Source organism: Longimicrobiaceae bacterium, assembly GCA_035696245.1.
GTDB lineage: Bacteria > Gemmatimonadota > Gemmatimonadetes > Longimicrobiales > Longimicrobiaceae > DASRQW01.
The window spans coordinates 1-11,675 of the sequence record DASRQW010000187.1 but is presented as its reverse complement, the minus strand read 5'-3'; the positions used below and the strand labels follow the sequence as shown (position 1 = coordinate 11,675).

The window sequence follows — 11,675 nt, the reverse complement described above, 5'->3', positions numbered from 1 at the left end:
CCACCTCCAGCCTTGATGTAGAACTGGAAAAAGGGTAGGGCTTCGGGTTCGCTGTCTAAAGGTGATTTCGGGACCTGGAAGGTGCTGGTGACAAAGGACCGCGGAGGTGTGCCGGTGACGGTGGCCCCCACGGTGGTCGGTTTCTGGAGCTTGGCCTCCGGCGTGGTCTTGTCCTTGGCAGCCGACTTCGGCTGATCGTCCTTCAACTTCTGGAAATCGAAGCTGACGCGCTTCGTAAGCTCTTGCACCTTGTGCAGCAGTTCGGACACCCGGGTCGAGTCGTCGCGACGAGCCTGCTCCTTCCCCTTTTTTTCCTTCTCGATCTTTTCGAGAGCTTCCTTCAGCTCCACAATTTTTTGCTGCCAATCCAGCACGAACTCGGCGGGTTGTTCCTTCAGGTCCCCCGGAGTGCTGAAGATCTCGCCGGGTTTGCTCACGGAGAGAATCACACCGTTCATCAGCGCGAAGATCTCCTCCAGGTCCAGGCTCCGGTCGCTGCCCCAGACGACGTCCTTCGCCGGCCGCGCGGCCGTCGATTGCTTGCTCCCCTTGCCACTCGTTCCATACATGTTCAATGCGAGCTTGCCCGGGGCGCCGCCCCTCAGGCTTGCTTCGAACTTGTCGAGCTTCTTGAGCAGTGCCACGAAGCTTGCGAAGACCTGATTCTCGCCCGACGGGGGGGATTGCTTGCCTCCACTCAAGCCCTGCTTGATCAACAGCTTCGCCCGCTCGGCCGCGCCCAGCGCCGGATTGCTCGTGGGATCGAGCCCCTGCGTCTTCCCATTTCCCGGCAGGTGCTGTCGCTGAACCGCATGGCTCCCGGCCCCCCGCTCCTGTGGCACGCGGTGCACGCCCGGCGGCCCGCCCTCCGGCTCCGCCCCCATGCGCTGGGCCTTCTCCTCGCCGACCTTGCGCGCCAGGGCGCGGTCCGCGCCGGGGCCGGTGGAGGGCTCGCGGCGCGGGGCGCGCGCGGCGGTCTTCGCCGCCTCGGGGCCCTTGCCCTCGGGCTCACGCCCGCGCACGGCGGCGCGGCTCGCCCTACGCCTGGCCATCGCCCCCTCCCGCGGCCGTGAACAGGGTGTCCATCACCTCGGCGTACGCGTCGCCGAACTCGGCGCGCGTGACCGGGCGGCCCAGCTTCTGGTACTCGCGCCCCACGGCCAGCAGCACGTCGCCCCGCGTGATGGTGATCGGCTGCCCCCCGTCGCGCGCCACGGCACGGAACGCCGCGTCCACCGCGCAGTTGCGGATGGAGCCGCCGGAGAGCCGGAAGCGCCGCGCCAGCTCGTCGGCGTCCACCTCGTCCGCCATCCGCACCCCGGGCGGGAAGGCGCGGCGCCAGATCCCGGCGCGCGCGTCCTGGCCGGGGAAGGGAAGCTCGACGACCAGGTCGAGCCGGCGGAGGAACGCCTCGTCCATGTTCTGGCGCAGGTTGGTGGCCAGGATCACCACGCCGTCGTACGCCTCCACCCGCTGCAGCAGGTAGTTGATCTCCAGGTTGGCATAGCGGTCGTGCGCGTCCTTCACCTCGCTGCGCTTGCCGAACAGCGCCTCGGCCTCGTCGAAGAAGAGGATGGCGTGCGTGCTCTCGGCGTCTTCGAACACCTGCGACAGGTTCTTCTCCGTCTCGCCGATGTACTTGCTGACCACGCCGGCCAGGTCCACCTGGTACAGGTCGAAGCCGTGCGTGGCGGCGATCACCTCGGCCGCCAGCGTCTTGCCGGTGCCGCTGGCGCCCGCGAACAGCGCCAGGAAGCCGCGGCGCCCTCGGCTGAAGCCGGTCTCCTCGAACACGCGCATGCGGTGCGCGGCGCGCCACTCCACCTCGCGGAGCTGGCGCAGCACGCTGGGCGGGACCACCAGCTCCTCCCACCCGGCGCGCGGGGTCACCCGCCGGGCGAAGCGCACCAGCCGCGCGGAGGACTGGCGGTGCGCGGCACGGCGCAGGTGCTCGGCCGCGTCGCCGCCCAGGACGGCCTGGCTCGCGGCGGCGTCCGCGCGCGCGGCGGCCACGGCGCCACGGGCCAGGATGAACGACGCGCCCAGTGCGCGCGCGTCCTCGTCGTCCGCGGCGCCCGGCGTGACCCCGTCGTCGCGGCGCCAGAGCGCCTGCCGCGCGGCGAAGTCGGGCGCGGGCGAGGGGTGCGGCACCAGCACCAGCGGCAGGTCGGCCGGGGGCGTCCAGCCGTGCTCGGCGTGCACCACCAGCGGCGCGGGCGCCCGCATGAACAGGTGCGCCAGCCGCCGCGGCAGCTCGGGGTCGGCCAGCGCCTCGCGCGAGGGGAGGCGCGTCCACACCGGGAGCGCGCCGGTGAGCACGCTCTCGCGGCGGACGGCGCGCAGCAGCGCGTCGGGGCCGTCGCCGCGGGTCAGCGCGGCGGAGAGGTCCACGCGCAGCACCGCCAGCCCCTCGGCGCGCGCGAACGCCCGCGCGGGCTCCAGCGCGGCCTCCACGTCGGGCCCCACGCGCAGCAGCCCCACCCGCCGGCCGCCGCCGTGCGCCGTCAGCACCCGGCGCACCGTCTCCGCGCCGTCGTCCTCCCCGGGCGCGCCATCGCTCTCCCCCGAAGCCGCGCTCCCGCCGCCGGTGGACCCGTCCGTGGGCGTCGCCGGAGGATCCGCGTCCCCCGTTTCGTCCGGATCCGCCGGGCCGGCCGGCGTGGCGGGCTGGTCCGCATCGTCCGGATCGCCCGGACCATTCGCGTGCGGCGGGGCGGGGGACTCGAGCGAAAGGATGCCGGTCCACGCCGGGTCGGCGTGGGCGAGGGCGGCGCCGTGCAGCAGCGCCTCGAGCACGCGTGGATGCAGCACCACCTCGCGGCTGGCCAGCGGCGCGTCGGGGTCGCCGTAGGCGCCGGCCAGCTCCATCATCCCGCCGTGCTCCAGCGGGCCGGCGGGGGCGGCCGCCGCCAGCACCGCGGCGCGCGGGGCGGCGTCTTCGAGCATCCGCGCCAGCAGGCCCATGCTGGGGCGCGTGCGGCTGACGTCGTCGTGGAGAAGCCCGACCGCGCGGCACAGCCGGTCGTCCAGGTTCACCAGCAGGGCGGCGGCCAGCACCAGCCGGGCCGCGTCGTCCATCCCCGCGGCTTCGGCCAGCCCGTCCAGCGCGTCGTCCAGCGGCGCCAGCTCCAGGTCGCCGAGCGCGCCGGCGGCGGCGGCGCGCGCGGCGGCCAGCGCCTGCTCGTCGCCCCCGGCGCCGGGGAGCACGCCGGGGTCGGCGTGCTCCGCGCCCAGCCGCGCGGCGAGCAGCGCGGCGAGCAGCGCCTCCAGCCGCGCGGCGGCCTCGGCCAGCGCGCTCATTGCTCCCACCGCACGCCGCGGCGGTCCCACCAGGGGACTGCGCCCAGCGGGTCGAGGTACCCCGCGCGCTCCAGCACCACGTCGTATCCCGAGGCCGGCCAGCGCACCTCCAGCGCGCCAGACGCGGGTACGTGCACCGCGCCGGGGCGGCGGACGAAGCGCACCAGCGTGAACTCGACCGTGCTGCCCTCGAAGCCGCGCACCCACCGCACCAGCTGTAGGCACGCCACGCGGACCAGCAGCCCCGGCAGGTCGTCCCCCTCCCCCGGCTCGCCCGGGGCCAGCCCGTGCCGACGGGCCTGCGCGCACAGCGACGCGGCGAGCTCCACGCGGCGCGGACCGTCGTCCGCCGGCGCCGGCTCGGGCGCCCACTCGCCGCGCGGCCCGCCCCACGCGAACAGCCCGGCGGCGGGGTCGCCCGGGGGCGCGCCCGCGGCCGACACGGCCGCCGCGTGCAGCAGCGCGCGCAGCGCGGGTGGCGCCATGCCCGCGCGCGAGGCCAGCCCGGGCACACCCAGGTCCACCAGCGGCCGGACCAGGAAGAAGAGCCCCGCCGCGTCCGTCTCCAGCAGCGGCGGCCGCGCGCGCGCCAGCCTGGACAGCGCGGCGGCCAGCTCGCGGCGCCCCGCGTCGTCCAGCTGTCGCGCCGCGGCGGTCACGGTGAGCAGCGCCCGGTCGCGCGGGCCAGTGGACGCGGTGCCCGGCGGCTGCCCGTCTCCCTCCAGCAGCGCCATCACCCGGTCCACGCCCGGCGCGGCACCGGCGGACGCGAGGTGCGCGGCGGCGCCGTCGATCGTCCACACCTCGTCCTCGTACTCCAGCAGCGGATCGTCCGCCGACGCCGCCAGGATGGCCGGGGGCGAGGACGGCGACGCGAGCAGCCGCGCGGCGTGGAGGTAGCGCAGCGCCTGCGTGCGGTTGATCGATCCGCCCGTTGCGCGCCCGCGCGGCGCCGGCGTGGCGCCCTCGTCCACGGCGTCGGGGGATGACGATCCCCGCGCGACCGCCTCCTCCGGGCCACCGGCGGACGCGTCGCGTGGGGATGGACGGCTCTCCCCGTACGCTCGCGAGGGTGCACCGCGGTCGGGAGATGCGTCGTCTTCCGCGTCGATGGGTCGCAGGCGGCCGGACGGCGTGCGGCGCGTCCCCGCGCTCTCCGCGACGGCGGAGCGCGCGCGGAGGACGCGGCGTGCGGGCGCGGGGTCGATCCACGGATGCGCCGCGAGCGCCGCCTCGGCCGCGGGGACGTCGAGGGGCGCCGCGGCGCCAGCCAGCAGCCAGCCGAGCATGGCCGCCACGCACGCGCCGAGCGAGGCGACGTCGCCCCAGCTCTCCGGGGCGGCGGGATGCGTGGCCAGGTAGCGCCGGAAGGCCGTCTCCGCCGTCCCGGAGAGCGCCGGCGGCCGGCGGTCCGCGGGCGGCGGGGCGGGGGACGGGGCGGAGGACGGGGCGGAGGACGGGGCGGGGGACGGGGCGTCCGGCCGGGGCGCGACCGCAGCCATGGCCGCCTCCCACGCGGCCCCGAAGAGCGGCCACCCCTCGGCGTGCTCCAGCAGGCGCGGGGGCGGCGCGGGAACGCCGCGCAGCACGTTGCGGTCGGGGCCGCCGAGGCGCGCCAGGAGGCCGCCCAGCAGCCCGCGGCGCCGCAGGATGCGCAGCACCCCGGGCCACGCGTCGGGCTCGGCGCGGGCCAGGCTGGCCAGCGTCTCGCCCAGCCCGCGCCCGCGGCACGCCAGCAGCGGGCGGAAGTACCACACGTCCACCCCGCGTCCGCCGGCCAGCTCCTCCACGAAGTGCGCCAGGTACTCGGCGGTGGACGCGAACACGAGCACGTCGTCCGCCGACCGCGGACGGCGGAGCGCGCCGTGCAGGGCGCCCTCCAGCGCGCGCCCCGCCTGTACCGCGAGCGCCTCGGCAGACGCGCCCGCGATGGCCAGCACCACGCGCGCGCGCCGCACCAGCACCACGCGGCCGCCAGCGGCGGTGGCGGCCGGCGCCGCGGCCGCGCCGGCCGCCACCAGCGCTGCCAGCGCGCGGGTGTCCGCGGCCGGGCGGCCGGGAAGCGCGATGCGGAGCGTGCCCACGGCGTCCCTCATGGGTGGTCAGATCCCCAGCGCGTTGCGCAGCGCCGTCCTGCGCGGCAGGTCGGCGCCCACCCGCGCCGTCACCGCGTCGGTGACGGTGTTGGCGATCGCCGGCGTGGCGGTGAACCGGGCCGCCACGGCCTGGGCCAGGTCGTTGGCCGTGGCCGCGTCCTGGACCACGCGCGCCACCACCGCCGTGGTCACCGTGGCCCGCAGCGTCGCGACGGTGGAGATCTGCAGCGCCACGGCGTTGGCCACGCTGGTGATGAACGAGGGCAGGGCTGCCAGCGCCTGCGCCACGGCCGGATGGGCGGCCACCGCCTGGGCCAGCTGCGCACTGCTGCCCAGCGAGGTGACCAGCGCCGCAAGGAACGGCGGGTCGCCCTCGAGCTGCGTGGCGACGGCGGTGCGCAGCCCGGCGTCGGTGCTCAGGGCCGCCGCCACGTCGTCGGCCGCCTCGGCCGCGATCGCCGACACGAACGCGACGTTCCCGCGCAGCGCCGCGGTGAAGGCGTCCACCAGCGCCTGGTCCTTCGACACCCTGGCGGCAAGGATGGCGGTGAGGTCGTTCAGCCACTTGGGGTCGCTCAGCAGGAACGCGCGGAAGGCGCCCGCCAGCGGCCCCGCGAGCTGGCGCAACAGCACGTCCAGCTCGTCGTCGCCGCCGCCCTTGGGAGTGCCGCCGCGGGGTACGCGCTGTGCCCCGGCCAGGTACGCCGTGCCGCGGACGAAGAGGTCGCCCCATACTTCCACGGTGGAACCGCCGTCGCGCTGCGCGTTGGGGGGCCGGTCGTACACGACCACCGCGGGAAGGAATGCGCCGTCGCTGCGGTCCACGTGGCCGATCACCACGCGGCGGCGCCCCTGAGGGACGTCGGCACGCTCGAACACGATCCGCATCTCCTGCTCGCCGGGCGCGTACTCCGGAGGCTCACCCACCTCCACCTCTTCGCCCGGCTTGCTCCCCGGCTTCTTGCCGAACGACGAGCCGTCGGGCGTGGAGGACATTTTCACCTGCCACAGGCTCTGTTCCTGCCCGTCCGGGTCGCGGCGCAGACGCACGCCCTCGGGGCCCGCGTCGATCCCGGTGCGTACCCACACGCCGCCCCGGTCGTCCACACGGAACACGTCGTGGAACGGCGCCGTCTTTCCCACCGGCGCTTGGTCGGCCACGCGCACGGCCAGCCGCCCCGCGCCGTCGCGCAGTTCCACGCGCGCGCGTTCGTCGGGCGAGGCCACTGCCTGCGCCGTCACCCCCGCGTACCGTCGGCCCACCAGCGAGAAGCCGATGAAGGAGTCCAGGCCGTTCCACTGTACCAGCCCCAGCAGCACCGGCGCCTCGTCCTCGGGCCGGTCGGAAGGCCCGTCCACGAGCTCGCCCGGCGTGGGCGGGTCCGGGAGCGCCTCGTAGGCGTCGCGGAGCCGGATACGGTATCCCTCGCGCACGGTGCGCCCGCCGCCCACCGAGCCGGGGGCGCCCGCGCAGGCGTCGCCCCCGGTGGTCCCCGCGCCAGCAGAGCGGTCGTACAGCAGCACCACGCGGTACCACCCGGCGCGCAGCACCGAGGGTGCGGTGGCCAGCTCGGCGCGCACCTGCTCTCGCCGCGGCACGCCCACCAGGCGGCCGTACGCGTCCACCGCCACACCCGCCTCCACGTACAGGTCCAGCGGCGTGGCCCCCTTCTCCGCGAGCTTCGCCTCGTCCAGCCCGTTCTCGGTCCCCCGCTCGAACACGTTCAGCTGCAAGCCGTGCAGGATGCCGGGGATGTGCGCGAGCGCGACGTGCTGCCGGCCGCGCGCCAGGAAGTAGCCGCTCTCGCGCTCCAGGTCGCGGGCGCGCAGGATCTGCCCCTCGCGGTAGTCGTTGCGCGCCAGTGGGGGCTGCGCGCCGGTGCCGTTGGCCGTGCTCATGCCGTCCTCCCGTCGACCGGGTCCAGCCGCGCGCGCGCGGCGGCGGCCCAGAGCTGCAGGTCGGCCCAGGGCACGGTGCGCGAGCCGTCCATGTACTCCCGCGCCTGCTCGCGCATCGCCGCGAACATCTCGGGCGCCAGGGGGAACCTCCCGCCGAGCGCGGCGTGCACGTTCTGGTAGTCGGCCGCGGCCAGCTGCGTGAGGGTGCGGATCCCCTGGCGGAAGAACTCCGCTTCGCTCTTGAGGCCGATGCCGGTGATCAGCTTCTCCAGCGGGGCTGGGTCCAGCGCCGCGAGTAGCGTCGGCGGGGCCATCACGACTCCGCCACCGCCCGCCGCCGTCGCCGCGGTTTCCTCGGCCAGCACGCTGGACCGGTCACGCAGGGCCGCGGCCTCCATCTCCGTCGGCGTCGACACCTCCTGGCTGACCTCGCCGCGCAGCGGCTCGGCCTGCATGGTCAGCGGGCCAGTCAGGTACTCGACACAGGAGAAGCGGGGCAGGTTCTCGCCCCCGGGGGTGAGGGTCTCGATGCACACCACGCGGCCCGCGACGGTCCACAGCACCACCCTCGACGCGTAGCCCGCGTACAGCTCGGCCTGCTGGTACACGCCCAGCCGGCGGAGCTGGCCGCCGCCCTCACTCTCCTCGAACCATCCGCGCACCAGGTAGTTCATCTCGGGCGTGTACGGGGCTTGGGCGGCGTCGCGCGGGGTAACGGTCAGCCCGCGGCCGGTGAGGAGCACTGCGGCGTCGTGTACGGGGCGGAAATAGCCGTCGTAGAGCGGCACCCGGTCGCCGCGCCACCAGGTGCCCAGCGGGTGCAGCGCCTCGCGCGCGGGAGGATGAGTGTCGATCCCGGCGATGTGGCAGCCGGTGCCGGAGCACCCGGCCAGCCGCGGGTCGATCACCACGTGAGCCAGGCGCACGCCGGGGTGGGGCGCGCAGTCGTGGCAGGCCAGCGCCAGGAACCCCTCGCGCAGGTCGTCCACCAGATGGCCCACGATCTCCACCAGCGCGTGGCCGGGGTTGCGGCGCACCCACTCGGGGAGGTCGCACTTCGGCGGCTCGCCCCGGATGGCGCGGCGCAGCTCGGAGAGCAGCGTGGCGGTGCCGCAGACGGAGCGCGGCGGGTTTTCGCGCACCCAGCGCAGCAGCGCGTCCACTACGGTCTCGGCCGGCTTGCCGCCCGCCTCCAGCGCGGTGCCAAGCCGCTCGAACAGCGGCTGCCCCAGGCGGCGGAAGCGGTCAGTGCGGTCGGCCGCGCGCGCCTCGGGATTGGGCTCGGCCAGCGGCTGCACGCACAGGCGCATGGACGCAGCCTCGCGCGAGGGCCGGCACTCGGGCCGGGGATCGGCCGGGCCCGGGCGGGTGACCACCGGCACCGGGTCGCACCCCTCCCACACCGGCTCGGCGCGCAGCACGTACACGCAGGTGGTGTCGGCCGGCGGCTGGGGTGTCGCCGGCTGCGGCCGCACCAGGGGGAAGTCGGCCGTGGTGATCTGGTTCAGCGCCAGCATGGCGGAGCGGGTGGCCACCCGGTACCCGGGCTGCGTCGCGCTGACGGTGAAGATGCGGTTCGCTTCCAACTCCAGCCGGTAGGCGCCATCCGTGCCAGTCTGCGCCTGGAACGGGAAGCCGTCGAGGTGGATAACGGCCCCGGCCAGCGGGGCGCCGGTGCTGTCGAACACGCGCCCGGTGAGCACCGCCAGGAGCTTCCCGGGCTGGGTGGTGCCGGGGAACACGGGACCCAGCTCCAGCGGCCCGGTCTCCACCTGCTGCGCCGGGGCCACGTCGTCGCCGCAGGGGAGCGTGGGGCGGGGGCACGCGTTCACCGCGGCGCACAGGTCGAAGCCCACCGGCTCGCAGAGCGCCAGGTCGCCGCCGCAGGCGTCCACGGCGTAGCCGGCGTCCACGATGATCCAGCCGGGGCGCTCGGGGTCGCAGCGCACGTGCATCCCGCAGACGACGCCCACGCCGTCCAGGTAGCGGCGCAGGGCGAAGCGGTCGTGGAGATAGCGCTGGCCCAGGCGCAGCGAGTCGGCGGTGAGCAGCTGCCCGGCGCTGAACAGGGGGCGCTCCAGGCAGGGGACGCCGCAGCGCAGGGGCTCGGCGCAGGTGCAGCCGCCCATCACCTGGCGCGGCTGGGTGTCGTCGCACCCGTACCCGGCGGTCCTGCCGGCGGCGCCGCCGCAGCCGCACCCGCCGCTTCGAGAGGCCGTGGCGCTCATCGGTCGTCTTCCTTCCACGAGTTGCGGACGTAGAACCAGCTCTCGAAGGTGCCGCCCGGCACGCCGTTGCCGCTGCCGCGGCCGTTCACGTCGCCGCCGGTGTGGGCGGCGCTCACGGGGCGGCGGTGGCAGTCGAGCAGGAAGTCTCCCAGGACGCGGACGCGCACGGTGGTCCCGGCCAGGCTGTAGCGCCCGTCCAGCAGGTCCCTGGGGATCTGGAACACGGCGCACCGCCGGTTGGACGAGAGCGTGGGATTGCGCTCGCCGGGATCGCCCGGGTCCGGCATCACCTGCTTCCACGTCCCCGACTCGCCCAGGTAGGAGAGCTCGAAGGTCATCGGGTTGATCCCTCGCCGGTCTCCCTCCGCCGGGCGCAGGCGGCGCGAGAAGCGGACGATGAGCTGCCCGTTCATCTGCTTCCTCAGGTGGCCGAGCCTCACCTCGCCCCCGTGTGGCCAGTTGACGCCGGTGATGCGGGTGAGCTCCGACGGCGGGATCAGCACCTTGCGGTGCGTCAGGTCCCACCGCAGCACCCCCCGCGCGTCGCGCCAGAGGCCGGCCAGCACCACCTGGTCGCCGCAGGCGCACCCCAGCCCGCAGGGCACGGTGTCGCCCGCCTCGCCCTCGCAGTCGTCGTCGAGCCCGCGGGTGCAGTCTTCGGGCGTCACCGGGCTGGGGCGCGGCCAGCACCCCTGCGACACCGCGGCGGCGGGGACCACCTCGATCTCCACCTCTTCGCGGATGCGGCCGTACTCCTGCCGCACCGGCTCGCCCAGGTCGTCGGCGTACAGCGCGGGCATCGGGTCCGCCGGCCGGTCCTTGCGCCGCGCGACGAGGAAGAACTGCGGCTCGGGCATGACCGGATCCTCCCCCGATCCCGCGCCGTGGTGGCCGTGGCCGTGATCGTCGTGGTGATCGGGGTGGTCATGATGATGGCCATGGCCGCCGTGGCCATCGTCCGCCTGCCGGTCGCGCGGATCGTCCGCGGCGTCGCGCGCCTGCCCCGGTTCACCGGGCGCGGCCAGCGGCGGCTGCGGCGGCTCCGCGCCGCCCGGCTCCGCGCCGCCCGGCGGCGCCTCGCCGGCCGGGGCGGCGGGGCGGGGGATGCGGACGGCGCGCGGCTCGGGCATCCACAGCGTGCGTCCGCAGCAGTCGTACGCCATCCCGCCGTCCACCACCACCCAGTCGCGCTCGCAGTCGTCGCGCGGGTGCTCCCGGAGCCGGAACCCGCAGAGGATGCCGGAGCCGTGGGCGAAGTGCTGGTGGTACTCCAGCCGCCGGACCAGGTCGTCCTGCTGGTCGCGCAGGTCGCGCGCGACCAGGAAGCGGCCGTTCCAGAAGCGCAGCCGCTCCAGCGTCGGGCGTGCGCATCCCGGCTCGCCGCTGGCCTCGCCCGCGCACGGGTCGTAGGGGTCGTTCGCTCGGCTCATGGCGTTCGCTCGGGTGGAGGTCAGGAGATGCGCCAGGGAAGGACGCCGCCGCCGCCGCCCACCACCGGCGTGTCGGGGTGGGTGCCGGGCTCGGCGTCGGCGAGCAGGCAGTCGTAGTCCAGCCGCGCGGCGGCCCCGTCGCCGCCGTCGACGGCCAGGCGTGCCCGGGGATAGACGCCCAGCACGGTGTCCACGCCCAGCGTGGCCTGGGCGCCCACGCGCATCCGCGGCTCCACCAGCACCAGGTCGCCCTCGGTGCCGGCCGGCTGCTCGCGCCGCAGCACGGCACGCAGCGCCTGCTCGTCGGCCGCCGTGGGCACCAGCGCGCGGGGGAGCACCACGGAGAAGCGGTGCGCGTGCAGGGTGACGGCGTCGGTCTCGGGAGCGCCCAGGTCGCGCAGCGTCCCCTCGCCCAGGGCGGACGCGCCCAGGCGCAGGCGGCGCAGGATCTCGGCGCCGAAGAGCGCGCCGGGGGCGGAGCCCGGCGTGTCGGCGCGGGCGGGGAGGCGCGAGCGGAAGTGCTCCCACACGAAGGGCGCCGGGTCGAGCGTCGCCTCGTCCACCCCCAGCCGGTTGGCCAGGTGGAGGCGGAGCGCGGCGCGCACGGCGCCCGGCGTGCCGCGGCGGAAGAGGTTGCGGGCGCAGCTGCGCACCGCGGCACGGCGGGCGCCGGTGCCCCAGGCGGGGTCGAGCGGCTCGTCGAGCCACGACGCCAGGTAGGC

Annotated in this window: 7 protein-coding genes; all 7 read right to left on the bottom strand. The window is 75.9% G+C overall.

Annotation, left to right across the window (positions count from 1 at the left end; genetic code table 11):
• Nucleotides 1-1,052, bottom strand: a 1,052-nt coding sequence (locus VFE05_08920; protein ID HET6230179.1) for a hypothetical protein, incomplete at its 3' end; no start/stop codon positions are given.
• The gene (locus tag VFE05_08915) at nt 1,039-3,300 is read right to left on the bottom strand and encodes an AAA family ATPase (protein HET6230178.1); all 2,262 of its coding nucleotides are present in this window, start codon (nt 3,298-3,300) and stop codon (nt 1,039-1,041) included. The genes VFE05_08915 and VFE05_08920, both read right to left, overlap by 14 nt.
• Nucleotides 3,297-5,396 (bottom strand): hypothetical protein, encoded by a 2,100-nt coding sequence (locus tag VFE05_08910; protein HET6230177.1) that lies wholly within the window; start codon nt 5,394-5,396, stop codon nt 3,297-3,299. Before VFE05_08910 ends, VFE05_08915 begins: the two co-directional genes overlap by 4 nt.
• A gap of 6 nt (nt 5,397-5,402) precedes the next feature.
• Nucleotides 5,403-7,295 carry a hypothetical protein gene (locus tag VFE05_08905; GenBank protein HET6230176.1) on the bottom strand — a complete coding sequence of 631 codons (1,893 nt, stop codon included), beginning with the start codon at nt 7,293-7,295 and terminating at the stop codon, nt 5,403-5,405.
• Nucleotides 7,292-9,523 carry a carboxypeptidase-like regulatory domain-containing protein gene (locus tag VFE05_08900; protein ID HET6230175.1) on the bottom strand — a complete coding sequence of 744 codons (2,232 nt, stop codon included), beginning with the start codon at nt 9,521-9,523 and terminating at the stop codon, nt 7,292-7,294. The genes VFE05_08905 and VFE05_08900 overlap by 4 nt, the downstream gene beginning before the upstream one ends.
• Complete coding sequence (locus VFE05_08895) at nt 9,520-10,953, bottom strand: hypothetical protein (protein ID HET6230174.1); 1,434 nt, start codon at nt 10,951-10,953, stop codon at nt 9,520-9,522. Before VFE05_08895 ends, VFE05_08900 begins: the two co-directional genes overlap by 4 nt.
• A gap of 20 nt (nt 10,954-10,973) precedes the next feature.
• Nucleotides 10,974-11,675 (bottom strand): hypothetical protein (locus VFE05_08890; GenBank protein ID HET6230173.1); only part of this gene is annotated, 702 nt, incomplete at its 5' end.

Bases quoted from the DNA above. Each gene is read 5' to 3' on its own strand.
- VFE05_08915 (HET6230178.1), bottom strand. From the start codon at position 3,300: ATGAGCGCGCTGGCCGAGGCCGCCGCGCGGCTGGAGGCGCTGCTCGCC.
- VFE05_08910 (HET6230177.1), bottom strand. From the start codon at position 5,396: ATGAGGGACGCCGTGGGCACGCTCCGCATCGCGCTTCCCGGCCGCCCG.
- VFE05_08905 (HET6230176.1), bottom strand. From the start codon at position 7,295: ATGAGCACGGCCAACGGCACCGGCGCGCAGCCCCCACTGGCGCGCAAC.
- VFE05_08900 (HET6230175.1), bottom strand. From the start codon at position 9,523: ATGAGCGCCACGGCCTCTCGAAGCGGCGGGTGCGGCTGCGGCGGCGCC.
- VFE05_08895 (HET6230174.1), bottom strand. From the start codon at position 10,953: ATGAGCCGAGCGAACGACCCCTACGACCCGTGCGCGGGCGAGGCCAGC.